This window comes from Pseudoalteromonas piscicida, assembly GCF_002744175.1.
Taxonomy (GTDB): Bacteria; Pseudomonadota; Gammaproteobacteria; order Enterobacterales; family Alteromonadaceae; genus Pseudoalteromonas; species Pseudoalteromonas piscicida_B.
The window spans coordinates 24,898-49,754 of the sequence record NZ_NKHF01000043.1 but is presented as its reverse complement, the minus strand read 5'-3'; the positions used below and the strand labels follow the sequence as shown (position 1 = coordinate 49,754).

Genomic DNA, 24,857 nt, shown 5'->3' with positions numbered 1-24,857 from the left:
TGAGCTGTAGCGCCTTTTTGTTGTTTATTTTGACGCTAATCTTTTAACCTATAAAGCTGCTCTTGATAGGCTAAGTTACTAAATAAAACATGCGACAGCGCTTTGTCTCTGAGTTGGGCTGAATCTTTAGCTGCTTTTAATGGAGACTGGAGTTTACTTTCAACATTATATTCCCAATAACTCACTTTGTGCCCAGGCATTAATATTGCCGCTTGCTGATTTTCAATATAGGCAAAGTTGTCATAGTACTGCATCATGGCTCGCTCGACAGGGTAGTGTTTGGTGAGGTCAAAGCCAAGCATAGGGGTTGGTTGTTCAATGCCTATCAGTGACAGCAATGTGACGGGAAGGTCGATTTGACTCACCAGCCTTTGGTCTTGTTTGTGATTGAAGCTTGAATTCAAAATAACAGCTGGGATGTGGAAGGATTTAATAGGAACTGGCTCTGAGCCGTAAACCCTAACATCATGATCTGCAACGACTAAAAATATTGTATTTTGCCAGTAACGACTTTGTTTGGCCTTATTAATAAACTCTCCGAGCGCATAGTCGGCGTACTTGATTGCAAGATCTCGTTCGGGTCTATCACTTTGGTGATTTTTTGATAACGCTACTTTTCCGTCAGGAATTTCAAACGGGTCGTGATTGCTAGATGTAAAGATCAAACTAAAAAATGGTTTTTCTTCTTTGCTAAGCTTAGTTAATTCTTTATCCGCTTGATTAAACAGATCTTCATCACTTACTCCCCAAGACGCAACAAACGCTGGGTTTTCGATATCGTCAAAATCTACTATGTCTTGAAAGCCGTTTCCCAAGAAAAAGCTTTTCATATTGTCAAAGTGACTTTCACCCCCGTATATAAACTGGGTTGTATAATTTTCTCTGCTCAATACATCCGCTAAGGTATAAAATTGCTGTTGTGACTTGGAAAGTTTAACGACTGAGCGTGACGGAGAGGGTAAGAACCCGCTAACAACGGCCTCTATCCCCCGTACTGATCGGGTGCCTGTCGCATACAAGTTTTTCAGTCCCCAGCCTTCTTGATATAGCTTATCGAGCTCAGGTGTTAAGTTTTTACCGCCTAAAGCGCCAACAAATCGAGCTCCTAAACTTTCTTCCAAAATGATCACTAAGTTCTTTTTTTGTCCTTGATGGTAAGCCTGATTGGTCGCAAGCGTGGGTATTTGCTCAGAAATAAATTCGTGCTTAAAACTTGCCTCTCTCACCGTATCAATCACCTTTTGATTAGATAAGGTGCCATACAAAGCACTGGCACTTTTTTCACTCCCCATATTTTTTGCTGCGAAAGCAACACTGTAAGCAGAGTTTAAGAGCAGCGAATTAATCAGTGCATCTTGTGAGAAGTAGACGGTAGCCGGGTTAAGTGGCCTATGACCCAAAGTGCCTCGTGCAAGCAGCGCTAAGCAGATAAGGCTGCAAACAGTCGAGATAGTCATGCTGCGTTTTGAAGGTATCTCATTGCCAATACGAGGAAAATACTTCAGGGTGGTTATTACAGCCAAAAGACATAACAGTAAGGTGAATATCACAACCCCCAAGTGACCGCTTAGCAACATAGAAAAGACCGCTTTGGGATAGATTAAGTACTCTATAAATAGTCGGTTGGGTCTGACATCGTATTGCTGGATAAATGCTGGTGTGGCGGCTTCAAGTAACAGCACAGAGGTAAGGCAAATAGTAATGTATGCCACAATCAAAAATGAAAACAAGCGCTTTGCTGGTGGTGGCATAACAAAGTGTATACTCATCGCGAGCAAAAGAGGTATGGCCAAATAGGCAATAGAACTTAAATCAACTCTTAACCCCGATACAATAACCGCGAGCAGGTTCATGTCGGTCATTCTATGGCACATCCAAACAGACAAACCTATGCGGCTCATGGTTAGTATTATTAATAAGGTGAGAAAAAACGCAATGAAGGGTTTTGCATAAGGCGTTAAATAAGTTTTATGGTTCATAGTTTGCTGAGGCTAGTCTCTAAATGGTCACAGGCTACGCAACAAACCTTAAGAAAAACTTAGGAGAAGAAAATGGGGGGGATCATGGCTGCGCACAGCCACAATACTTAGATTTATAGCTCGCCTGTAAACAAACGACTATGCGTTTTCCGGGCGTACTCGTCAGACATGCCACCGAGATAGTCCGCCAATACTCGCATCTGTTCGGTCTCATCTTGAGCCTGTTGATAGAGCGCTTGTGTGGTATAGGGTAAAAGGCGCATCGGATCACTGGCTAAAACCTCAAACAAGTCAATGAGCAAGTTCTGACCGCTAAATTCTATTTGCTGCATTTTTGGTTCTCGGATCAAGCGACGATAAACAAAAATTTTAAGTACCTGTAAAATATCCTGAAATTCTGGACTCATCGCAACAGTAAAGTGGAGTAGCGGAGATTCAAACTCCGGATGTTGAGTGGTCAATTTACAGTTAACAATAAAAAGATTAACTAATTCGCCGATGGTATCTTTGCGATTTGATTCTTCTTGAGAAAATAAACTGTCTGTTATTCGAGATAGGTTTTGTTTTAACCACGGAGAATCTAATTTCTGTAACTCAGGCAGTGCGAAGTTGTACCACTCAGACTCGTTAAGGGTCTCGGTTGCAATCGCATCTTCTAAATCATGAACTGCATAGGCGATATCATCGGCATATTCCATAATGGCACAATCTAACGATTTAAACTTTGTCTTGTGACGGAAAGTGTCTTTTACCTCGGTTTCTTGCAGCTTTATTTGGTCGTTTTGAGAAAATGGCGAGAGGATCCAATCAAATACCGATTGGTCGCACTGATAAATGCCTTTTGCTGGTAGCCAATCACTCGACAATATGTATTTTCGACTTTTTGTTTGCGTTGGCTGGTGATACCACAGCGAGTCTATTAATGCAGGATATTTAATAAAACCCAGTAAGGTGCGGCGTGTTAAGTTCATGCCATAACCTTTAGTGTATGGTTCCAATTTGGTGACGATGCGCAAGGTTTGTGCGTTTCCTTCAAACCCGCCGTGATCACGCATAAGGTAATTGAGCGCTATTTCTCCACCGTGGCCAAAAGGCGGGTGTCCAATATCGTGCGCTAAACATAAAGTTTCAATAAGACTGGTTGACGGAAAATGCTCAAATTCAGGGTGTTGTTTTCTTAAATGGCGTAATAGACCGCTGCCTATTTGAGACACTTCTAACGAATGAGTCAGGCGGGTGCGATAAAAGTCGTTAACGCCGATTGCCATGATCTGTGTTTTTGCTTGCAAGCGTCTAAAAGCTGCCGCATGAATAATTCTTGAACGGTCCACTTGCCAAGGCGAGCGGTTGTCGTTAGGTCTATTTTTTTGCTGTGCTAGCAGGCGCTGTTGCCAAGCATTAGCCGTCATACTAAGTGTTCCTTTTTCTTAAATTCAAGATCTCGTCTAAACTATGTACGATAACTGAACGAAAATTCGCGTTTAATGGCGGCTTTTGCTATTATCTGCCGCTATTTTTTGAATACTGTAAATTATGGCGCATTCAGCGAATCAACACGTATATGGTAACAGGATAACCTGATTGCTGTGTTGAGCTAAAGAAAAGTTCTTCGAGACTGACGGAAAAGACTCTGCTTTTAGAACAACGCCGATACGAGGATAAGTATGCAAGCTAAATTGATTAAAATAATTGTTGCTCTAGTGACGATTTGGGCACTGATCTATCCCTTTATACAGGATGAGACGACGCCAATCTCTGTGGTAGATAAAGAGGAAGAGGAAACTCAGGTAGCACCGAGAGTGCCTGAAAAGCCACTTCATAACGTTAAACTGCCAGATTTTTCATCGTTCAGTGATGTAAAAGAAAAAAAGAAGGCTTTTTTTGATTTTATTAAGCCGCATGTCGAGGCTGAAAATAAGCTGATCTTAGAGCAGCGCGCAACACTTGATATTGCTCTAATGATGTTGCAGTTTGATGAGACGCTGACGCGTAAACAAACTGAGAAAATAGGGGTTATTTTTGCTAAGTACGGTCTAAAGGAGCAGGCAATTGATGAAGCCTCGCTAAAACAGGCATTACGACGAGTTGATATTATTCCAAAAGAGTTGGCGCTAATGCAGGCAGCAAACGAGTCTGCATGGGGTACGTCAAGGTTTGCGAGAATAGGGCTTAACTTTTTTGGTCAGTGGTGTTATACCAAAGGCTGCGGTATGGTTCCGAGACGTCGAGCAGATGCGGCCGATCACGAAGTAAGAGCGTTCCAGTCTGTGCGAGCTGCGGTGAAATCCTATTTTAGGAATATCAATACCCATGATGCGTATCGGGAATTAAGAAGTGTGCGCGCCAATCTTAGAGCGCAAAAAGCACCTATTGAGGCAACGGCTTTGACTGCTGGACTACTGAATTATTCAGAACGTGGTGAGGACTACATCACCGAGCTTAACGATATGATCAGACACAACAGAGCGTATTTTGATGAAGAATAAAATAATACTCACCTTTTTAGTCGCTTTATGGAGCACTTTTGCCTCAGCAAACACTGTGACCTTTGCTTATGACAGCTTTTATGATCGATTAAAAGTAGTAAATAAAGGAGAGTTTGAATTTGCTCGTGTTGGTTTTTATTTAGTCGATACGCTGAGTATGCAGCCGTGTAAGGTGAGCTCAGGGAATATTGTTACTGAAGAAGCCAGCTTTGCGTTGTCCTACACAGAGGAAGGTCAGCTGTTACTACCGTTTGACAAAACATTAGATAAGGACAAAGCAAAAGTGGTGATCGACACACTCGGCCAAAACACCAATTGCCAATTAAAAATGCAGATTGAAGCTGAGCTTTTTAATACTGAAGCGGTAACAAAAGCAGATATCTACAAAATGCAGGTTGAGTTTGAAACATTACTTGCTGACTTGTCCGGTTTTTTTGTAAAACATTTACTATCGTTTTTACTCCCCGATCAAAAAGGGGTTATCGTAACTTGGGATAGTAGCCTTGAGCCTGATGGTGAAATCACTCAATGTGCCTCAACCGTGTGTGAAATAACGATCCCCGCAACTTGGCAAGATGACACTACGCATTTTGCTGATACTTCGGATATAAAGTCAGTGCAGCCTTGGCTTGCCCTATAATTGCAAGCTAGTCGCGAAGGCGTTTGTAACAACTTAATTCACACACTATATTTTTTAAGTTATTTATAACGCCTTCATTCACCGTAACAGTTCAACCTGAAATCTTCCCCGATCCCTTATCTTCTCTATTTTTGCAATATTCTGAGTTATTGAATGGTGCTACCCATTCAGCGTACTTTCTTGTTAGTACGCCCCTTAAATGGAAACTTATTGTTAAATAAATGCGTTGTTAAAGTTGCTTTGGTGTGTTAATAATGACTGGATTATTAAAAAAACTACAGTGTAATTATTAACTTAAGGGGAAACAGGATGACCTACAAATTACCACTTAGCGCACTCTCTATTGCCGTTTTAATCGGCATGAATCAACAAGTTAAGGCGGAAGAATCGGAGCAAATTGAACGTATTGAGGTAACCGGCTCTCACATCAAAAGAACCGACCTTGAAGGCCCATCACCGATCCAAAGTTTATCTGCTGCAGATCTAGCATCAACAGGCTCAACAGATCTGATTGGAGCGCTGCAAAAACTACCCGTGTCAGGAACTGGTACATTTAGTACACAAGGTAACTCGAGTGATGATACCGCAAACGGAGGCTCAAGTGTCGCGCTACGAGGACTTGGCGCTTCGTCGACTTTGGTCTTAATCAATGGTCGCCGAGTTGCAGTGAGTCCTTTTGCAAAAGACATCGAAACGTCATTTGTTGACTTAAATACCATTCCTGTTTCTTCAGTCAAACGCATTGATATTTTAAAAGATGGTGCGTCTGCAACTTACGGTTCTGATGCGGTAGCTGGGGTTATTAATATTATCCTGCGCGATGATATTGATGGCTTTGAAGTCGCCGGTAAAGTATCTAATACAGCAGATGGTGGCGCAGATGAGCAAAACTTCACACTGCTTTGGGGATCGTCAACACAAAATGGTCATCATAACTTTTCACTAGACTACTTCAAGCGCAGCCACTTAACTTATGCCGACCGAGACTATACAGCAACAGCTGATCAACGCTTTCGTGGCGGTAATAACTCGCTTAGCTCTGCAGGCGTTCCAGGTAGTATTGAAGTTGTAAGAAGCATGCTAACTGATGAGCAATGGGCTGGTTTACCTGTTGTGCGCGTTGAAGATGATGGTACAGAGGTAAGACAAACAACCTTTACCGATGTTTGGGGTAACGATAAATGTGATCCTGCGCTCGACATTGGTAACCTTTGTCGCTACGACTATGCACCGCATATGACAGCAGTGCCCTCTACTGAGCGTATCAGTTTTAACTATAACGGCGTACAGGAAATCATGGATGGTGTAGAAGGCTTTGCTGAAATCTCAGCACAGCACTCTTCGACCTTTATTCAAGGGGCGGGTAGTCCGAGCTTCACCGAACTATTTATGGGTGGTGGTAATCCAAACCATCCACTATTTAACGACCCAGATCACTTTTTACATGGTGTAGATATTTCAATGCGACGTCGTACGGTTGATATCGGTAACCGTAAAAAAGACGTAGATTCTGAATACTACCGAGCGGTGCTTGGTGCTAGAGGTGAATGGAATGCTTGGTCTTGGGAAGTGGCTTATTCAGCTATTCGTTCAAGCGCAGTAGAAAAGGGATTTGATGGCTTTCCTAATAAGTTGAGAGCACAACAAGCCATTGATGAAGGATTATGGAACCCGTTTGAGCCGAGCACAAACACAGAAGCAGGACTAGCTTTCTTTGAAACTACCACTACGCGGTACGGTGCATCAACAATGCAGTCACTAGATGGTACGGTTTCAGGTGAATTATTTGAGTTGAGCTCAGGTTATGTTGCTGCTGCTTTCGGTTTTGAACATCGCTATGAAAAGATAGAAGATAACCCAGATAGCCAGTATATCCGGGGTGAAATCTTTGGTACCGAAGCCACTCAAGCAAATGGTGACCGTGATAATACGGCTATATTTGCAGAATTTAGCGTGCCTGTGCTTGATACATTAGAGCTGCAACTGGCACTACGTTATGAAGATTATAGTGATTTTGGTACAACGACTGATCCAAAAGTGGCATTCCGCTGGGCGCCGCTCGACAGTCTTGTAGTTCGTGGTTCTTGGGGGACAGCATTTAGAGCGCCTTCTCTTGTTCAGCTTCACTTAGGTAGAACGGACGAATCGCCAAGCGTGATTGACCGTGAGCGTTGTCGTCAAACTGGCGCTGATGATGACTGTAGCCCTTATGAATACACTGCTATTGTATCGGGTAACAAGAGTCTTCAGCCTGAAGAGTCTGAAAACTACAACCTAGGTGTAGTGTGGCAAGCAACGGACGATTTCAGTATTGGTGTTGACTATTGGAACTATGACCAAGAAGATCTGATCAAAAAAATAGGTGCGCAGAAGCTAGTGGATTGCTGTGGTACGGACCCTGATTTAGTTGTTCGTGCACCAAATCAAGGTAGTACGCTGGGTAGGATCCTGTCTATTAACGACACCTTTGTTAACATTGGTGGCCGCGAAACCGATGGTTTTGATGTTAATCTAGCCTATGCACTGACGACTCGTGATATGGGTGAATTTAAGTTTAACTACAACCTGACATATGCGCTTAACTTTGAAGAGCAGTCTTTTGAAAGTGATGATCAAGGTAATACCTTTAATGTGGCTGAAGACTTAAATGGTGAATACCAACACCCACAATTCCGTTGGACTGCGGGTATGGACTGGGCTAAGAATGATTGGTTAGCGAATATCAGCGTAAACTACATTGATTCATATAAAGACCTTGCAGACAGTGATGGTAATAAATATGAAATCGACTCGTGGACTACGGTTGATACTAGTGTAAGTTACATTGGTGTGGACAAGCTTACAGTGACCTTAGGGGCATCTAATTTGTTCAATGAAGAAGCACCACTGGCACCGTCAGAATCTATGGGTATCGATAACAAGACTCACAGTATTCTTGGTCGCCAAGCATACGTGAAGTTTGCTTATCAATTCTAATACGTTAAGTTTGTTAAGATGAAAGCCGCGCTTTATAGCGCGGTTTCAGGAGGTTTATAAAATACCGTTAGTTAATACACTTTTGTTGTGAGTAGTTGGCGAATAGACTGTGCTATATCGGCCCAATTCTATCTACTTCTCTGAGTTCTGCATCGCTCGCTGTTATTAGCGCTTCAATTGAACCAAAATGATGGAGTAGCTTTTTTGCAAGTTTGCTCCCCACATGCGGAATTCCTTGTAAAAAGAAAAGCTGCTTACCGTATCGTGTTTTTGCTCTGTAACCTTTTCGCTCAATTGCGTCGTTACGTTTTTTAATCTGTTGTTGAGCTGAATATGTCATGAGGTTAACTGTTTCTTCTTGAGTTGTTGTTCGAAGTATTGGTATACCAAAAGTCAAACTTACACAAGCGAGTGCCCCAAGCACTACTTTACGGTCAACTCTAGTCTTTGACAGGTCAGCTGCACAGCCCTCAATAATGATAAGTGCAGTGTATTAGAGTTTGCTAACCTTTAGCACTGGGTAAAGAGTCAGCTGTCTATGATCGATACTACTAAATCCCTCAGGTGTTTTCTTTCAACAACCAGCCAGTCGTCAATAAGATAGTCGCCACAGGCTAAACGATTTTTGTATGTTCTAAGTTGCGGGTGTTTTTGGAGCAGACATAACATACCTTGAGGTTCTCGGTCATCCATAACTATCGTAATTGGTTTCACAGATTACTTTCCTTTAATCTGAGCTATTTGTTTATCAAGGTTAGTTAGGGTGTGGTGAAATGCAAGTGAGTGTAACTTAAGGGCTTAGAGGAAAAATAGTGTTGAGAGCAAGTGAAGGGTGGTATTCTTGTGCCACGAAATTAGCGCAGCAATTACGATTACTGCGCTAATTAGCTAATCTAGAGATTTCTTTTCGAAGTGGTTTCCTCTAGCTCTCTTGCTGCATCAGGATCGTTAAATACGTCTTCGTCAAATTCGTTTTCTGACTTAGCGACCACGCAAGTAACCATACAGTCACCTGTGACATTAACCGCTGTTCTTGTCATATCTAGCAATCTATCGACACCAATGATGAGTGCGATACCTTCAACAGGTAACCCAACCTGATTGAGTACCATTGCCAGCATAATGAGTCCAACACCTGGAACACCAGCAGTACCAACAGATGCGAGAGTGGCGGTAAGCACAACCATTAAATAGTCGTTTAAGGTAAGATCTACACCAAATACTTGGGCAATAAACACGGTGGCAACACCTTGCATGATTGCAGTGCCATCCATATTGATAGTTGCGCCCAAAGGTACTGTAAACGAAGCAACGGAGTTATGTGCGCCAAGCTTTTTCGTCGCTGTTTCTAACGTTACCGGCATGGTTGCGCTGGAGCTTGAAGTACTGAATGCAAACATACAAGCGTCTTTCATTTTCTTCAAGAAAACAACCGGGCTCAAACCAGTTAGCAGCTTGAACAGAATTGAATAGTTAATAAATGCGTGGATCAGCAGGGCAACTAACACCACCATAAAATATTTACCAAGCTCAACAATTAAGCCCATATCGATAGTGGTAAATAATTTAGCCATCAAACAAAATACACCATAAGGCGCAACGTTCATCAGTAGTGTAACAAGTTTTAGTACGACCGTATTTAAATCTTCAAATACCGCAGCAAGGCGAGCGCCCGCATCACCACTTAATGCCATTGCTATACCAAATAACAATGCAAAAACAATGATTTGTAACATGTTTCCACTCGCCATCGCGTCGATTGGGTTGGTCGGGAACATATTAATAATGACTTGGACTAGCGTGGGGGCTTGCTTTGCATCGAATGATGCTGTGCTTGGTACTTCAACACCACCACCTGGCGCTATAAGTAAAGCCAGTGTAATTGCAACTGTGATAGCGATTGCGGTTGTAATGAGATATAAACCGATTGATTTACCACCAAGACGACCTAGTTTTTTCGGGTCGCTCAGGCTACAGGTTCCACAAACCAATGAAATAAACACCAAAGGAACAACCAACATTTTTAAGCTGGCAATAAAGATTTGACCACCGATATGGAACAAACCGTCTACAAAAAAGCCTTTAACCGGCAGGTCAAATAGCCCTAGAGGGATAAGTATTTCTTTATTATCACCGAGGATAGCTTGAAAGACGAAGCCTAACGCTACGCCCAATACCATCCCTATCATAATGCGCGCCGTTAGGCCCATTTTTTGATTTTCTGACATTGTCCTAACACTATGTATCTTAAAATCCGTAAAGCTTAACAGGCTTAGCGCAGATGAACAGCATTTCAAGACAGAAAATCTACCTAATCTAATAAAAAATTGTGATTTTATCGCTAAAATTGAGTTACTATTGAGCAATAATAAAATTAACTTAGCTAGGGAGATAGGTGAATGCCCTTGATGCGCTATTTTAGCATGATAATGCTTGCATTCTTACTGACCGCTTGCGGTGGCGGCGGTAGTATTCAAAAAGACACAAATAACGGTGGTGATACCACAGATAGTTTTTCATTAACTTTAAGCTTCGAAAATAAGTCTGGCAATTTAGCACCATCTCAACCGTTAGAAGCCGTTGCAACGCTAACCAACAATGGCACGCCGGTCTCTGGCGCAACGATAACCTTTGAAACAGATGCTGTTTCTCGTATCAATACTTCTGCTTCAGTGACAGTAACAACAGGTGATGATGGCAAAGCCAGAGTAACACTTGAAGCCACTGAAACTGAGGGAAGAGGTGTCTTGACTGCCAGTTACAGCCAAGAGAATAATACTATTTCAAGACAACTGACGTTTGATTCTGAAGGACTAATCGAATTAGGAGTGAGTTCATCAGCTGGAAATAATATGTTGTCAAAAGCTTCACCATTGCAAGTAAATGTAGTTGTGAGAGAGAAAGGAGCTTTGATTGAAGGTGCTAGAGTCGTATTTCAGATAGATCAAGTTGCGACTATATTGCCTGAGTCAGGTGCCGTACTCACAAATGCTGAGGGCGTTGCAACAGTAACTCTGTATGCTACAGGCATTGCTGGAGCAGGTCAGCTCACTGCGGTATATGAGTCAAATGGCACTGTTAAGACTACGGAATTTAACTTTACCTCTGCAGGCGATGGTGGGGATGATCCTAGCAACCCTTACATGATCACCATGACGTCAGTTAATAGCGACGGGGCTCAAAGCAGTGAATTGTCTCGAGCAAATCCGTTAACCGTGAGCGCAACTTTAACCTTGGACGGTAACCCGGTAGAGGGGGCTCGAGTCGTATTTCAAAATGATCAGGTGTCGACGATGGACCCTGAATCTGGCGCAGTGCTGACAAACGCACAAGGTGTGGCAGAAGTCACGATTACTGCAACAGCAGTTGCTGGCGCAGGTCAAATCACTGCAAGCTTCAGCGATGGTGGGTCCGCAACCAAAACGTTGAATTTCACCTCAGCAGGCGATGGTGTAGTCACGAATCCGTATGAAGTCTCTCTGACGGCCGTGGACTTGAATGGTCAAGCTAGCAACTCAGTAGGAAGAAATTCACCCTTGCTACTGACAGCAGAGTTGACCTTTGAAGGGACGCCTTTGGTGAATGAACGCTTGCAATTTCAAGTAGATGATTATGGCACTCTTGAGCCTGCTTCAGGTTCAGTACTGACAGATCAGCAAGGTCGTGCTCAGGTAACGCTTCAAGCTACTGAGTTAGTGGGTGCTGGTCGAGTAACAGTTAACTATAGCGAATCTCAAGGTAATGCGAGTCAACACTTCAATTTTATTTCTGAAGGCTCAACTTCTGAATTATTTATTGCGCTAACCTCAAAAAATGAACAAGGTGAAGATAGTAGAGAACTATCTACGGGGACGCCATTGGTTGTAAGTGCTGTACTCACAAAAGATGGAACTCCTCAGGCAAATAAAATTATTACGTTTGAATCCGATGAGTTCGCTAACTTAATCCCATCATCTGGCAGAGTATTGACGGATGCTCAGGGCATAGCTCAGATCACTATGCAAGTTACTTCTTTAGCTGGTGCAGGACAATTAATTGCACGTTACGCAGAAGCAGGTGAAAGTGCTGCACAAATTCTAAACTTTTCATCACTCGGTGATGACAAGGATAATGAAATTGTAATTGAAACAAGTATTATCGTTGATTGTCCTGCTGGTTGGGAAAGTACTAGAGATCAAGCGCAGCTTGACCCTGTAAATGCTGGTTGTCGTGTTGTAAATCAAATCAACTCTAACGATAATGCCGATATATTTGTAAAGGTGACCTCAAATCAGTCTACTGACGGCGTTGCGGCGTCATTGATCCGAGCAGAGACAACTTTAGGCGCGATTCAACCTGCGACAGGAACCGCAATAACCGATGATTTCGGCATCGCATTATTAAAGCTTCAACCAGGTAATCAAGGAGGAGCTGGTCGAGTTACGGTGACTTCTCTGGATTATGACAATACACAAGACTCATTGAATTTTGCAGTTGGTGTATCACAGCTTTCGGTTGATATCAAAAATGGACTTGAGCTCGACCCGAATGACCCCAACACTGGATACGTGCCATTACAAGCTGGCGGTAGTACGGTAATAGTGGTGACTTTAACGGATCAAGACAATCAACCTATTACCAGCTCACTAGATGTTGAATTTAGCTCTTTTTGCAGTAATCAAACTCCGGCATTAGCTGAGCTAGACGAATCGGTTTCTACATCTAATGGCACCGCGAAATCAACTTATATCGCGAAAGGTTGTCAAGGGGAAGATACGATTTCTGTCACCGTGGTTAATGGCAGTCAAACCATCACTCGTACCACTACCATTGAAGTTGAAACTGCTCAGGCGCAGGCTATTCAGTTTTTACCAGAAGAGCAAGGCTTTGAGCGTTTCATTGCGCTGCCGCCAGGAGAAGGAGGCATCCCTACGCAATCTGTTCTTAGCTTCAAGTTGCTAGATGAAGATAACCGCTCAATCTCTGGTGCAAGGGTGGATTTCAAACTCTCAGATGATCAAGGTGTAGCGAGTCTTACTCAAGTTTCTGGAAATACTAATTCTAGCGGTATTGTTAGAACGACAGTTAAGTCAGGTGTCGTTCCAGGTCCATTAGTTGTTACAGCTTGCTTGATACCGCAATCTGTTATCGACACTCAAGGAAACAATGTTACTTGTTGGCCCGAAATAGCTTCTAAATGTCAAGCAGACCCCAATTCAGATCCTCGTTGTCCAACAGATGGCAGTAGCCTGTATGTTATTCCTCTAGGAGAGCAGGTTTATAGCGTGTCATCTCAGTTAATTTTAAGCTCAGGAGTGACAGATCAAGACAGCTTTAGCTTGTCAGCAGGAGTCTTTAATCCGAATGCCCTTTACTATGATGGCGAAACAGTGAATTTGACCTTGCGATTTGGCGATCAATTTAATCAATTCAGTGCAGACGGTGTCGCAGCGACAATTCTGGCCGAAGCTGGGGCCGTAGGTAGTATAGATTCAACTGATACCTATGAATGCCGTACAGATAATGCGAGTTGTACCGTTGTATGGCGCAGTCAGGGTGATAGACCTTTCTATGGGTATGAGTGGGGGAATCGTATAGGTGATATAGACGGAAACCCAGCGACTCATGAAGGGGTTGCCCCTCGTTTAAGCGCATCATTAGCCACCGAGGCGGAGAGACAATCTAATACCAATTGGAACTGTGACCCTTACTTTGGCAAACCTGCTCCTTGTATCGGCGGTATGTTTAGACAGAAGAACGCCTCAAGTGCGGATAGTGTTGCAGAAGCACTTAGACGAGTTGTAATGGGTGGGCGAGTGAGCATTTTGGCTTATGTGAAAGGGCAGGAAAGCTTCAGAGATGAAGAGTCAACCTTAGATGGAGATGGTAACGTTGTGACTGCTCGTCGAAATGGCCAATTTGATGTTGGAGAGTATCGCCCTGAATTTGATTTAACAGAGGCTTTCATCGATACCAACGAAAATGGTCGTTTTGATAAAAAAGATTGCGACAGCAATGCGGATCCTGATCCCTGTTCTCCGCTAGGAAGTGCGACAGGTGGACATGACGATGTTTGGATTGATAGCAACAATAACGGCTTATTTGACTTTGATATCGATGGTGACGGAAACTACGAAGGTGATGGTTTATACAACGGGCTACTTTGTTCTGAAGCGGCACTTGCTGCAGGTGAATGCTCGAGAGAGTTGGTAAATGTATTCAGAAAAATGGAATTGGTAATGTCTGGCGATGATACATTTGTCCGATTTGCTGTTGCAGCAAATGATTGCTCCAGTACCACTGCTTTGACGTTAGAAACTTCAGGTTCTACTGGTTGGTGTGATGTCTCCGTTGTTGATTTCAGCGATCCAACTAATCGCGCACCAGTAGAGGTATATGTTTATTTATCCGATGAATTTGGTAATTATCCTCCAGCAGGAACTGAAATTGCGGTCTCTACGACAAATGGAGAAATTGATGGTGGCAGCGTGTCTGCAACGGTCCCAAGTTCAAATAGTGATAGACCTTTCGCGTTTAGCTTTACTATAAAGCCTGAGACCAGTCCGAATGATTCTACATCTGGACAGATTAGTCTGAGGGTGACTTATCCAGAACGAGGGAGTGAAGACGCTAAGGTGATTGTCTTAGAACCAAAAGTTAGAGTCCTGGACGCAGGATAATTCAACAAATGCCAACTTTCGGGTTGGCATTTTTGTTTCTATTCCTTTATATTCCCGTGCCTTAACCTTATATAAAAGAATGTGTCCCTAAATTGGCTGAATATTGTACATAAATTGGATAATAATTCGGTGATTGGGGAAAAGTTCGTATTTTTAGCTTGTAACAATAGGTGTTTGTAGATATACCTATAAGTAATTCAACGCCCAAGTAAGGGCAAACACAGACAGAATCGGTCAAAAATAGGCAGCTATGGGCAAATCGCTAGTAATTGTAGAGTCTCCCGCGAAGGCAAAAACAATCAATAAATACCTCGGCAAGGATTACATTGTTAAATCCAGTGTGGGCCATGTTCGAGATCTTCCTACTTCAGGTGCAGGTAAAACGAAAGGTTTAGCAACCAAGTCGCCAGCTGAAGTGCGTAAAATGTCACCTGAAGAGAAAGCGCAATATAAAAAGCACAAAGACTATGCAAACTTAGTTGCGAGAATGGGGATTGATCCTGAAAAGGGTTGGGAACCACATTACGAAATTTTGCCAGGTAAAGAAAAAGTAGTGCAAGAGCTACAAAAGCTTGCTGAAGACGCCGACCATATCTATCTCGCAACCGATTTGGATAGAGAGGGGGAGGCCATCGCGTGGCACCTCGAGCAAATTATCGGTGGCGATGAAAGTAAGTATAAGCGCGTTGTGTTCAACGAAATTACCAAAAATGCGATTAAGCAGGCGTTTGAATCACCCGGTGAGCTGAATACCGACATGGTGTACGCACAGCAGGCAAGACGATTCCTTGACCGTGTTGTGGGCTTTATGGTGTCACCGCTGTTGTGGCAAAAAGTTGCACGAGGACTCTCCGCAGGACGAGTTCAGTCTGTTGCTGTAAGGTTATTGGTAGAGCGTGAACGCGAAATCAAGGCGTTTATCCCCGAGGAGTTTTGGGATATCCATGCTGATGTGAAAGCATCAAAAGAGGATATTCGTCTTGCGGTAACCAAATATCAAGGCGAGGCATTTAAGCCAGTCAACAAATCACAAGCGGATGCAGCAGTTCGAGTGCTAGAAAACAGCGCTTATGAAGTGGTTAAAGTTGAAGAAAAGCCAAGCAAAAGTAAGCCAAGCGCACCATTTATTACCTCGACGATGCAGCAAGCTGCCAGTACGCGTTTAGGTTACGGTGTAAAGAAAACCATGATGTTAGCCCAGCGTCTTTATGAGGCTGGTTACATCACTTATATGCGTACAGACTCAACAAACCTATCAAACGACGCGCTCGAAATGTGTCGTGGCTATATTGATAGTGAGTTTGGTAGCAAGTATTTACCAGATGCGCCGTTACGTTATTCTGCTAAAGGTAATGCCCAAGAAGCGCACGAAGCAATCCGTCCTTCTGACGTGACAATTTTATCCGGTCACCTTGATGGTGTTGAAGCCGATGCTAAAAAGCTTTATGAGTTAATTTGGCGTCAGTTTGTTGCGTGCCAAATGACACCGGCAGAATACGATTTAACTACTCTAACGGTAGCAGCAGAAGATTACACCTTGAAAGCCAAAGGCCGAGTACTCAGGTTTGACGGTTGGACGCGTGTACAGCCTGCGGTTCGTAAGAAGAACGAGGAAGATCAAGCGCTGCCAAGTGTTACCGTTGGTGACAAGCTAAATCTGATTGCGTTAGACCCGAAGCAACACTTTACTAAACCACCTGCTCGTTATAGCGAAGCGAGTTTAGTTAAAGAGCTAGAAAAACGTGGAATTGGCCGCCCATCTACTTATGCTGCTATTATTTCGACTATCCAAGACCGTGGATATGTTCGTGTAGAAAATCGCCGTTTTTATGCTGAAAAAATGGGTGAAATCGTTACTGACCGTCTAGTAGAGAACTTCAATGACTTGATGAACTTTGACTTTACAGCAAAGATGGAAGGTCGTCTGGATGATATCGCAGAAGGCGAACGTGTATGGACTCAGGTCCTCGATAAGTTTTATGCGGATTTCTCTCATCAATTAGAAATTGCAGCCGGTGACGAAAGTGAAGGCGGGATGCGTCAAAACGTCATGGTAGAAACCGATATTGACTGTCCGACCTGTTCAAGAAAAATGGGGATCCGCACAGCATCAACAGGCGTTTTCCTAGGCTGTACAGGGTACAACTTACCACCAAAAGAGCGTTGTACGACGACGATAAACTTAGTATCTGGTGATGAAGCGGTTGCTGCAGATGCCGATGAAGAAGCTGAAGCTGAGTCTCTTCGCCATATGAAGCGTTGTCCAATTTGTGAAACTGCAATGGACTCTTACTTAATTGATGAAACTAAAAAGCTTCATGTTTGTGGTAATAACCCTGCATGTAAAGGCTATCAGATTGAGACAGGTTCATTCAAAATCAAAGGTTACGACGGACCTGTGATTGAGTGTGATAAGTGTGGCGCCGATATGCAGCTTAAGTCAGGCCGCTTCGGTAAATACTTTGGTTGCACCAGTGAAACATGTAAAAATACCCGTAAGCTACTGAAAAACGGTGAGGCTGCGCCACCGAAAGAGGATCCAGTTCCATTACCTGAGCTAGAATGTGAAAAGTCTGATGCTCACTTTGTGTTACGTGATGGTGCTTCTGGTATCTTCTTAGCTGCACATACCTTCCCTAAGTCGAGAGAAACTAGGGCACCAAAGGTTGCGGAGCTAAAACGTTTTAGAGATAGAATTTCACCGAAATTTTATTACTTAGCAGACGCACCAGAGCAAGATCCAGATGGTAACCTTGCTATAGTGCGTTATTCGAGGAAAACCAAAACCCAATACGTAATGACCGAAGTGGACGGAAAGGCCACTGGTTGGAAAGCAACTTACAACAATGGTAAATGGGTTGAGGAAGAAAAAGCGACTCGAAAGAAAAAAGCATAACCGACTCGATAAAATCGTAGGTTTTTCGAGTAGAGGCGACTTAACTTGAGCTTCGGATAACTAATGCACATTAGCATTATCCAAACTTCAGGTTACTTAGCTAAAAAATAAAAGGCCGCTCATTATGATTGAGCGGCCTTTTTTATATCAGTTTTCAGCGGTGATAGACATTATACCGTTGAGGCTTAATAGTGCATCAATTTGAGGGTGGAGGAGTCTTACGCTAACTGGGTTAAAAACTTAATAATTTAAGCTTTTCTTAGTTATTGGCAAGCCTTTCTACCCTTTAAAAAGACTGCATTAAGCAGCTTGATATTATTTGATATCTACATCTTTTACTTTTTGATAGCCAGTTGCATCTAGCTCATCGTTAACACAGTTTAGAACGTATTTTTTTAGTTCAGATGCTTGTACGTCATCATCTTTGGCCCAATCAAGGCACATTTCAGTTAACTCTTGAACCAGATCAGCAGGTGCGACTGGCAACTCTTCGTTTGCTTGCGCTGATACGCACGCGAGCAAAGACAGAGCGATTAATGATGAAGCTAAGGTTTTCATTCGTGTTACCTGTTAGTTGAAAGTACACGCATGTTTTAAATCAAAATCTCGCATAAGGAAAACGAATTAATTTTCTCTTAAAGAGTAAAAAATTGATTCAAACCTTGATCGATAAAAGGTGAGAAACTGCTTTTAAGGTGCTACATTCATAGGTTATTTTAAATGCTAAGAATCAACAATATGGAAAAAGATACTCAGTCTGGGGGCGAGCCGACGAATCGCTACGAATATATGCTAGAACGCACTCTATTTAAAGGGCGTTGGTTACTGGCACCTTTTTTTGTCGGGTTGTTACTGGCTATTGTGCTATTACTACTGAAATTCTTTAAACAGCTCTACATGATGACAGTGAGTGCCCTAACGGCTTCCAATCAGGATTTATTAATTGGAATTTTAACCTTGGTCGATACCGCACTTTTAGCGGGGTTGCTAATTATCATTATTTTCAGTGGATATGAGAATTTTGTTTCTAAATTGAATGTAGAACCACAAGAAGACAAACCGACTTGGATGGGTAAGGTTGGCTTTTCTGGACTAAAAATTAAACTGATCAGTGCTATTGTTGCAATATCGGCGGTGGAGTTACTTAAAGTGTTTATTCATTCCCAAGACTTAACCAGTGAGCAGCTCGCTTGGAAGGTTGGAATTCATATTACTTTCGTAATTTCTGGCGTTTTATTTTCTGTCACAGACTACATTAATAGCCGTACCCATTCTCATTGAGGTAAGCAAGCTTTTGCTTACCTCACTTTTCTATTTGCATAAAGGAGCAGAGCGACAACCAGAGCACTATAAATCGCCAGCAAAAACAGGCTTAGAGGTGTTTGCGCGTGCGACAAAAGATAGGCCTTAAAGGCGCTATGTAACGCCAATACAAGCATACAAGATAGCGATAACGTAATAGCATTGCGTACTATACTTCCGATTGCGATGCATAACAAAAAGCCTGTTATTGAGCCTACAAACATAATTAAGTAGTTGTTAACGGGTTGCATAGTTAAAAATGTATCGCACACTACTATCACGGCAAGTTGGTAAAGTGATAAGTACAAAGCAAGCTTCACGGTAGCAAAATGGTATGCTTGCTTGAGCGCGTTTAAGCTGGAATAAATAGGAAGGAGGTACAAGCGATCCCAGCTCATTTTTGTCTGTAATTTTGACCAGCAGATAAAAATTGCAATCATCACCAGCAGCATGTCCATTAGAATAACCAAAAAGTGAACGTTTGTGCCAAAGTACCCCGCCGCTATAATAGAAAGCACGCCTGCTAGTATGAAGACCTGACTCGTTTGTACTAAGATATTACCAGCAAAATAACTCATGGGCATAAACACTTGTCTAAACTTCTGAGTGACCTTTTCTGGGGAAAAGGTATTAACCGGAAGCCAGCCAGTTTGAATATTATTTAGGTATGTCTGATATGCGAGAGGGTGCCACTGACAATTTTTCTGTTTGGTTGCAATTAGGTATAAACTGATAATGGTTGGCGGCAATGAGAGTAATACTAGCACCATAGGCTGCTCACCAAAAAACATCGAAAGCATAAGGATAAGCATAAAGAAGTAGCTGTTGTGTTTAAAGTAGGCGCTATTTCTCATTGATAACAAAAAGAAGCATCCACAGAAGGCACTAGAAAATAACATGCCAGAGGCAACACTTGTTAGCGGTATTTCAATCAGTGCAAGTGAATTTAAAGCATAGCCAAACGCCAAAATTATCCAGCCCTGTTTGTATACATGTAACTTGAGCGCTGGCAATAACAACGCATTTTCCTGCGCTTGAAGTTTTACAATTTGCCAGCAAAACGCCATCCATAATGCACTAATGGAGAAGGTTAAGGAGAAACTCTGTAAACCCCTATCCTCAACTAGAAAAAGCCAGGGAGCCAATATCGCTGCTATTACTCCAGGGATGAAAAAGTTGGCTGCGCCACATTCTTTTAGCCAAAAACCGAGTAAACCAGACCACCAGTTTCGTGTTGTGCTAGCAATCATGCGTGCAGCTCCACAAAAAGCTGTTCTAGGTTAGTCGTATTGTATTGAAGACCTGTAGGCCATGTATTTGCGTTATTTGCTTTAAATATAGTGCAGCGCTCAGATTGGTGGAGTACTTCACCTTCGGGTAAATTGTCTAGTGAATGACGAGGTATCACTCTGATCTGCTCTTTTAAGGTGTCTAACTCTCCTGTGACTATCACTCGACCTTGTTTGATAATAGCGATATGGCTCGCTACGCGCTCAACGTCGGAGGTAATATGTGAGGAGAAAAGTACGCCAGCGCCGGCCTCTAGTGCCAGCTCAAATAGATCAGACATAAACTCTCTACGGGCAATAGGGTCTAAGCTAGACGCTGGCTCGTCTAAAATAAGCAGCTGAGGGCGATAGGACATCGCCATGATGAGCGCCAGACTTTGCTGCTGCCCGATGGAGAGGTTGCTTACCAACGCACTACCATCAAGCTCAAACCGAGACAGCCATTCTTGTTCTAGCGTCATGTCCCAATTTGCATAGAAGCTGCGGTGCAGCGCTAGGGCATCTTTTACTTTAAAACCCTGATAACCACATGGCTGCTGAGGCACATAACCAATTTTACTTTTGCATTCGGGGCTGAGGTGGTGGTTATCACTATTCAAGCAGCGCACGTCGCCGGCGTTTTGGCTAATTAATCCAAGTGCAATTCGTAACAGTGTGGTTTTGCCCGCGCCATTTCGTCCTAACAGGCCCATTACCATACCCGGCTCAATCGTCAGGTTGATGTCGGTCAATACTGGTTTGTCTGCAAATTGTTTATTGATGTGGCTGAATTGTAGAAGTGGGGTAGTCATTATTCTTATTCCCAATTTTTATCAATCAATGACAGCAATTCTGCTTTACTGAGCCCAAGCTGTTTGGCATCAGTGATTAGAATATCTAAGTTTTTGCTCAAAAGGTTATCGGTTTGTTGGGGTTGTTGTTGCTTTGCAACTCGAGTCGGTTGACCACGTCTTCGTTCAAGCCAACCTTGGTCGACTAGCTGTCCGATGGCTCGAGAAACGGTCATTGGATTGACCGCAAAGTGCTCGGCCAGCTTTCTCACCGATGGTAGCTCATCTCCGGTTTGTGCTTTTCCAGACACGATTAATCTTACTATTTGATCAAATAGCTGTTTATAAATCGGTTCTGCACTATTGGGGTTGACATGAATAAGGTCTAGCATTACTCTAATTCTACTGTATTAATACAATAATACACTGATACACTCACTTAAAGTTAGCATATTGACTGTGAGTCAACAAGGAATTAACTATGAAAAAGCCATATAAGTTTAAGAAAAGCTTAGTAAAGCTGGCGCTTCTTCCATTTGCATTGGGAACCGCGCTATCAATACAGGCAGCCACACCCTCGGTAGAACTTTGGGATTGTTACGCTAAAAACCTTAGCGACAGAGCCCAATGCGGCAAGATTTCTCAACCTCTGAGTGAAGGAAAAGCAGAACAAAAAATTGATATTCACTTTATGGTTATCCCTGCAATCAAACCGCTCTATCCACAAGAAGCGGTGCTAGCTTTTGCTGGGGGGCCAGGGCAATCAGCAACAGAAATAGCCGCTAACTTCGAAAGCATACTCAAGTATGCCCGCGAAAGCCGAGATATAATTCTTGTTGACCAGAGAGGGACGGGTAAGTCTAACCTTTTACAATGTGATATTGACGAATTAGCGCAGCAATTTGCGTTAGATGATAGCTTAGTAGGACTTGAGTTCTACCAAGATGATGCTCGTGACTGCAAAAACAAACTTGATACAGACCTATCAGATTACACTACAGTCGCTGCTGCGAAAGATTTCGATGCCGTAAGAGCTGCACTAGGCTACAGCAAACTTCATTTATACGGAGGCTCTTATGGTACACGTATCGCACTAGAATATATGAGGCAGTTTCCACAAAGTGTAGCCTCAGCGGTATTAGATGGGCTCGCACCCAATAATCAAAGCCTAATGGCCATCGGTGGTGCTATTGAAGGTTCGTTAAACGCCTTATTTGAGCAGTGCCAAGCCGATACACACTGTGCAGGTGCTTACCCTAATCTTTCGAGACAGTGGCAATCCTTACTTGAACAGGTAGATAAAACGCCAATAACGGTGCCGGTAAAGCATCCTAGAACCAACCAGCCACTGACAATGAAATTAACCAAAATGAAGTTGTTTAGTGCTATCAGGATGGCACTTTACTCTCATACTTCCAGAGTCTTAGTCCCCCTTGCTATCAGTGAAGCGGCGAAAGGCAATGTATTACCTCTGGTCGGCTTAATGGCGCCAAGTGAAGAGGGCATGGGGCTGGCGCTGGGGATGCATCAAGCTATCGTGTGTGGCGAAGATTGGCCAAGATTAACCGCTTCAGACAAAGCCAAATATAGTGATAACTACATGGGAAAAATGATGATAGAGGGGCTAGACGCAACCTGCCCAATTTGGGACGTGAAACCTGTTCCACCTAGTTATTATGAAGCGGTAGAGTCTGATATTCCAACGCTGTTGCTGTCGGGGGGATTAGACCCAGCAACACCGGCAAAATGGGCTGAAGTAGCCATGGAAAAATTAAGCAACGCAACTCATTTAATCGCACCAACTGCAACGCATATTGTTGCCAGCCAAAGCTGTGCAAACAAACTGATCGCTAAATTTTATGATGAAAAAGCGATAGGGGATTTTGATACGAGCTGTCTAGATGAAGATACCCGCAAGCAATTCTTCATGAATATTAATGGTCCAGCAACGGCTACTGAGAAGGAGTAAATCATGATCCAAGTTGATAACTTATATAAAAAGATTGGTGAAGTGAATGCCTTAGATGGGCTGTCTTTTACTGCTCGCGATGGCCAAATTACAGGCTTATTAGGCCCAAATGGTGCCGGTAAAACAACTTGTTTACGCACCGTGTTTGGTCTGTTACAAGCAGATCAAGGCACGGCTTCAATCGATAATATTGATGTTGCTACATCACCCACAGAGGCAAAGCAGCAGCTCGGGCTATTTCCTGACCCGTGTGGATTGTATGAGCGTATGACACCACGGGAGTATACACAGTTTTATGCCGAATTGAGTGGTATGGACGCTCAAGCTGCGGCTGCGGCAACGCAGGAAGTGCTAGATAAACTGCAAATGCTAGATATAGCTGACAGGCGTTGTAAGGGCTTTTCACAAGGCCAGCGAATGAAAACGGCATTGGCACAGGCGATAGTGCATAAGCCTACCAATATTGTGCTTGATGAGCCGACTCGCGGCTTAGATGTGATGAGTACACGGGTGTTGCGAGATTTATTGCTGATGCTTAAAGCGCAAGGTCATTGTGTGCTGTTTTCTAGCCATGTAATGCAAGAAGTAGCGGCGTTGTGTGATCATGTGGTGGTGATGGCAAAAGGGAAAGTTGTTGCCGAGGGGTCGCCTCAAGCGTTGTGTGAACAAACCGGTAAGGCATCACTGGAAGAAGCTTTTATAACTCTAATTGGTACAGATGAAGGAATTGCGGCATGATGAAATTAATCTCCATTCTGTTTAAAAAAGAAGTATTGGATGCTAGCCGCGATAAACGCTCGGTAATGGCTGGTCTTTATTATTGCTTTGGTGCTCCGATTATCATGTGTGTGCTGTTTACGGTGATGTTTAAACAAATGGCATCGCCAGAAGCACTCAAAATTACCATTAACAATGCTGAAAGGGCACCCAACTTAGTGCAGTTTTTAGCGAGTAAAGAAATTGAACATGGGGAAGGAGAGGCTGTAAAAGCAATCACCCTAGAAATTGGTGAAGATTACCAAGAGAATATGGTGCGAGGCAAAAGTGCGACTGTTTATATTGTTGCTGATAAGTCGGACCAAAAGCTACGTTCCTCGATTACGCGATTAGAGCGCAGCCTGATGCTTTACAACAGTGAAGTAGCCGCATTGCGTTTAGTTGCTCGCGGTATTGATCCGACCATTGCTCGCGCAATCGACGTACAGACACACGACCAAGCAACGCCTACCTCTAAAGGTGGTTTTGTACTAGGCGTTGCAACATTATCTATCATACTTTCACTATTTTACGCGGCCATGGGAATGGCAATTGATACCAGTGCCGGGGAGCGCGAGCGCAATTCGCTCCAGTTGCTGCTTAGTCATCCAATTAGCACCATGCATATCGTGTTAGCAAAAGTAGGTGCTATTGCGGGGTTTTCAATTATTGCCCTCATCTTGACGACGGTGGTGTCTAAGTTTGCATATAATATGGTGCCATGGGAAATGATGGGCTTTACGGTGATCATAGATTTCTCCTTTATCATTACCGCGATCTTAATTGGATTGCCAATTGCACTGATGTCAGCAAGTCTACTGGTGTTTATTTCATTTCTAGCCAAATCATTTAAAGAAGCACAGTCCTATGTGGCAATGGCACTGTTTCTTCCTGTGATGATGAGCATGGCAACCACCTATGATATTGCCACTGATATCATGCAATGGATGCCAATTGCTGCGCAGCAAAATGCCATGATTGAAATCATCAAGGGCAATGCGATCCCGGTGCCTCAGCTGTTATTATCCAGTGCGGTAACGCTCGGTTTGTCTGCTATTTTTGCTTACTTGAGCAGTCGTATGCTGAAAAGTGAAAAGGTCGTGTTTGGTCTGTAATCGGCAAGTAACTAATAATG

The 24,857-nt window shown here is 43.1% G+C and carries 17 protein-coding genes; 9 read left to right on the top strand and 8 right to left on the bottom strand.

Annotation, left to right across the window (positions count from 1 at the left end; genetic code table 11):
* Positions 1-35: 35 nt before the first annotated feature.
* Both CEX98_RS10205 and CEX98_RS10200 read right to left on the bottom strand, forming a co-directional pair.
* Positions 36-1,979 carry an LTA synthase family protein gene (locus CEX98_RS10205; protein ID WP_099641963.1) on the bottom strand — a complete coding sequence of 648 codons (1,944 nt, stop codon included), beginning with the start codon at positions 1,977-1,979 and terminating at the stop codon, positions 36-38.
* A gap of 113 nt (positions 1,980-2,092) precedes the next feature.
* Positions 2,093-3,388 (bottom strand): anti-phage deoxyguanosine triphosphatase, encoded by a 1,296-nt coding sequence (locus tag CEX98_RS10200; protein WP_099641962.1) that lies wholly within the window; start codon positions 3,386-3,388, stop codon positions 2,093-2,095.
* A 255-nt stretch (positions 3,389-3,643) separates the two neighbouring features.
* Between CEX98_RS10200 and CEX98_RS10195 the strand changes: the two genes are divergently transcribed.
* From CEX98_RS10195 to CEX98_RS10185, 3 genes are all read left to right on the top strand, one after another.
* On the top strand, positions 3,644-4,465 hold the full coding sequence (locus tag CEX98_RS10195) for a glucosaminidase domain-containing protein (RefSeq protein WP_099641961.1): 822 nt from the start codon (positions 3,644-3,646) through the stop codon (positions 4,463-4,465).
* Entirely contained in the window at positions 4,455-5,105 is a 651-nt protein-coding gene (locus tag CEX98_RS10190) for a DUF2987 domain-containing protein (RefSeq protein WP_099641960.1), read from the top strand. Before CEX98_RS10195 ends, CEX98_RS10190 begins: the two co-directional genes overlap by 11 nt.
* A 309-nt stretch (positions 5,106-5,414) precedes the next feature.
* Positions 5,415-8,081 carry a TonB-dependent receptor plug domain-containing protein gene (locus CEX98_RS10185; RefSeq protein WP_099641959.1) on the top strand — a complete coding sequence of 889 codons (2,667 nt, stop codon included), beginning with the start codon at positions 5,415-5,417 and terminating at the stop codon, positions 8,079-8,081.
* Between the two features lie 112 nt (positions 8,082-8,193).
* On the opposite strand, the gene CEX98_RS10180 is transcribed toward CEX98_RS10185, so the two are convergent.
* Positions 8,194-8,421 carry a helix-hairpin-helix domain-containing protein gene (locus CEX98_RS10180; protein WP_099641958.1) on the bottom strand — a complete coding sequence of 76 codons (228 nt, stop codon included), beginning with the start codon at positions 8,419-8,421 and terminating at the stop codon, positions 8,194-8,196.
* 553 nt (positions 8,422-8,974) lie between these two features.
* Positions 8,975-10,309, bottom strand: a complete 1,335-nt coding sequence (locus tag CEX98_RS10170) for a dicarboxylate/amino acid:cation symporter (RefSeq protein ID WP_099641956.1) — start codon at positions 10,307-10,309, stop codon at positions 8,975-8,977.
* A gap of 180 nt (positions 10,310-10,489) precedes the next feature.
* Between CEX98_RS10170 and CEX98_RS10165 the strand changes: the two genes are divergently transcribed.
* Positions 10,490-14,740, top strand: coding sequence for a hypothetical protein (locus CEX98_RS10165; protein ID WP_172439750.1), 4,251 nt, complete (start codon positions 10,490-10,492; stop codon positions 14,738-14,740).
* Positions 14,741-14,990: 250 nt separating this feature from the next.
* The gene (gene topA / locus CEX98_RS10160) at positions 14,991-17,636 is read left to right on the top strand and encodes a type I DNA topoisomerase (RefSeq protein ID WP_099641954.1); all 2,646 of its coding nucleotides are present in this window, start codon (positions 14,991-14,993) and stop codon (positions 17,634-17,636) included.
* Between the two features lie 315 nt (positions 17,637-17,951).
* On the opposite strand, the gene CEX98_RS10155 is transcribed toward topA, so the two are convergent.
* The gene (locus CEX98_RS10155) at positions 17,952-18,194 is read right to left on the bottom strand and encodes a hypothetical protein (RefSeq protein WP_099641953.1); all 243 of its coding nucleotides are present in this window, start codon (positions 18,192-18,194) and stop codon (positions 17,952-17,954) included.
* Between the two features lie 162 nt (positions 18,195-18,356).
* Between CEX98_RS10155 and CEX98_RS10150 the strand changes: the two genes are divergently transcribed.
* Positions 18,357-18,917 (top strand): TIGR00645 family protein, encoded by a 561-nt coding sequence (locus CEX98_RS10150; RefSeq protein WP_099641952.1) that lies wholly within the window; start codon positions 18,357-18,359, stop codon positions 18,915-18,917.
* A 17-nt stretch (positions 18,918-18,934) separates the two neighbouring features.
* Here the strand turns inward: CEX98_RS10150 and CEX98_RS10145 are convergent, their stop codons facing one another.
* From CEX98_RS10145 to CEX98_RS10135, 3 genes are read right to left on the bottom strand one after another with little or no spacing between them, the layout of a single operon-like run.
* Positions 18,935-20,188 (bottom strand): hypothetical protein, encoded by a 1,254-nt coding sequence (locus tag CEX98_RS10145; protein ID WP_099641951.1) that lies wholly within the window; start codon positions 20,186-20,188, stop codon positions 18,935-18,937.
* Positions 20,185-21,018, bottom strand: coding sequence for an ABC transporter ATP-binding protein (locus CEX98_RS10140; protein ID WP_099641950.1), 834 nt, complete (start codon positions 21,016-21,018; stop codon positions 20,185-20,187). Before CEX98_RS10140 ends, CEX98_RS10145 begins: the two co-directional genes overlap by 4 nt.
* Before the next feature lie 5 nt (positions 21,019-21,023).
* Positions 21,024-21,389 carry a GntR family transcriptional regulator gene (locus tag CEX98_RS10135; RefSeq protein ID WP_099641949.1) on the bottom strand — a complete coding sequence of 122 codons (366 nt, stop codon included), beginning with the start codon at positions 21,387-21,389 and terminating at the stop codon, positions 21,024-21,026.
* Between the two features lie 89 nt (positions 21,390-21,478).
* On the opposite strand from CEX98_RS10135, the gene CEX98_RS10130 reads away from it, so the two are divergent.
* Genes CEX98_RS10130 through CEX98_RS10120 form a run of 3 tightly spaced genes read left to right on the top strand, consistent with a single transcriptional unit; the run spans position 21,479 to position 24,837 of the window.
* Complete coding sequence (locus tag CEX98_RS10130; protein ID WP_099641948.1) at positions 21,479-22,966, top strand: alpha/beta fold hydrolase; 1,488 nt, start codon at positions 21,479-21,481, stop codon at positions 22,964-22,966.
* A gap of 3 nt (positions 22,967-22,969) precedes the next feature.
* Positions 22,970-23,704 (top strand): ABC transporter ATP-binding protein, encoded by a 735-nt coding sequence (locus tag CEX98_RS10125; protein WP_099641947.1) that lies wholly within the window; start codon positions 22,970-22,972, stop codon positions 23,702-23,704.
* On the top strand, positions 23,701-24,837 hold the full coding sequence (locus CEX98_RS10120; protein ID WP_099641946.1) for an ABC transporter permease: 1,137 nt from the start codon (positions 23,701-23,703) through the stop codon (positions 24,835-24,837). Before CEX98_RS10125 ends, CEX98_RS10120 begins: the two co-directional genes overlap by 4 nt.
* The last annotated feature ends 20 nt before the right edge of the window (positions 24,838-24,857 follow it).

Coding starts and splice junctions, on each gene's coding strand:
- CEX98_RS10205 (WP_099641963.1), bottom strand. CDS start 1,979: ATGAACCATAAAACTTATTTAACGCCTTATGCAAAACCCTTCATTGCG.
- CEX98_RS10200 (WP_099641962.1), bottom strand. CDS start 3,388: ATGACGGCTAATGCTTGGCAACAGCGCCTGCTAGCACAGCAAAAAAAT.
- CEX98_RS10195 (WP_099641961.1), top strand. CDS start 3,644: ATGCAAGCTAAATTGATTAAAATAATTGTTGCTCTAGTGACGATTTGG.
- CEX98_RS10190 (WP_099641960.1), top strand. CDS start 4,455: ATGAAGAATAAAATAATACTCACCTTTTTAGTCGCTTTATGGAGCACT.
- CEX98_RS10185 (WP_099641959.1), top strand. CDS start 5,415: ATGACCTACAAATTACCACTTAGCGCACTCTCTATTGCCGTTTTAATC.
- CEX98_RS10180 (WP_099641958.1), bottom strand. CDS start 8,421: ATGACATATTCAGCTCAACAACAGATTAAAAAACGTAACGACGCAATT.
- CEX98_RS10170 (WP_099641956.1), bottom strand. CDS start 10,309: ATGTCAGAAAATCAAAAAATGGGCCTAACGGCGCGCATTATGATAGGG.
- CEX98_RS10165 (WP_172439750.1), top strand. CDS start 10,490: ATGCGCTATTTTAGCATGATAATGCTTGCATTCTTACTGACCGCTTGC.
- topA (WP_099641954.1), top strand. CDS start 14,991: ATGGGCAAATCGCTAGTAATTGTAGAGTCTCCCGCGAAGGCAAAAACA.
- CEX98_RS10155 (WP_099641953.1), bottom strand. CDS start 18,194: ATGAAAACCTTAGCTTCATCATTAATCGCTCTGTCTTTGCTCGCGTGC.
- CEX98_RS10150 (WP_099641952.1), top strand. CDS start 18,357: ATGCTAAGAATCAACAATATGGAAAAAGATACTCAGTCTGGGGGCGAG.
- CEX98_RS10145 (WP_099641951.1), bottom strand. CDS start 20,188: ATGATTGCTAGCACAACACGAAACTGGTGGTCTGGTTTACTCGGTTTT.
- CEX98_RS10140 (WP_099641950.1), bottom strand. CDS start 21,018: ATGACTACCCCACTTCTACAATTCAGCCACATCAATAAACAATTTGCA.
- CEX98_RS10135 (WP_099641949.1), bottom strand. CDS start 21,389: ATGCTAGACCTTATTCATGTCAACCCCAATAGTGCAGAACCGATTTAT.
- CEX98_RS10130 (WP_099641948.1), top strand. CDS start 21,479: ATGAAAAAGCCATATAAGTTTAAGAAAAGCTTAGTAAAGCTGGCGCTT.
- CEX98_RS10125 (WP_099641947.1), top strand. CDS start 22,970: ATGATCCAAGTTGATAACTTATATAAAAAGATTGGTGAAGTGAATGCC.
- CEX98_RS10120 (WP_099641946.1), top strand. CDS start 23,701: ATGATGAAATTAATCTCCATTCTGTTTAAAAAAGAAGTATTGGATGCT.